1 protein-coding gene is annotated in these 518 nt (G+C 67.0%); it reads left to right on the top strand.

Going from position 1 to position 518, the window contains the following annotated elements; translation table 11 throughout:
* Window positions 1–518 (top strand): aminomethyltransferase family protein (locus QCD75_RS21880; RefSeq protein WP_301231624.1); only part of this gene is annotated, 518 nt, incomplete at both ends.

The raw sequence follows: 518 nt of genomic DNA, 5'->3' as shown, positions 1-518 counted from the left end.
GAATGCGCGGCCGTCCGCGAATCCGTGGGCTTCATGGACGCCACCACCCTGGGCAAGATCGAGATCCGCGGCAAGGACGCGGGCGAGTTCCTGAACCGCATCTACACCAACGCGTTCAAGAAACTGGCGCCGGGTTCGGCCCGCTACGGCGTGATGTGCACCCCCGACGGCATGATCTTCGACGACGGCGTCACACTCCGCCTCGATCCGGACCGGTTCTTCATGACCACCACCACCGGCGGCGCCGCCAAGGTCCTGGACTGGCTGGAGGAATGGCTGCAGACCGAATGGCCCGAACTGGACGTGCACTGCACCTCCGTCACGGAGCAGTGGTCCACCATCGCCGTCGTCGGGCCCAAATCCCGCGCCGTCGTGGCGAAACTGGCCCCGGAACTGGCGGCCGACGGCGGCCTGGAGGCCGAGGCTTTCCCGTTCATGACGTTCAAGGAAACCACCCTCGCGTCCGGCGTCCGGGCCCGGATCTGCCGGATCTCGTTCTCCGGTGAGCTGGCCTACGA

Origin of the sequence: Arthrobacter sp. PsM3, from assembly GCF_030433895.1 — a bacterium.
In the GTDB taxonomy this organism is placed as follows: Bacteria; Actinomycetota; Actinomycetes; order Actinomycetales; family Micrococcaceae; genus Arthrobacter.
Note: the sequence above shows the minus strand (reverse complement) of the source record. Positions and strands in the feature narration are given on the sequence as shown.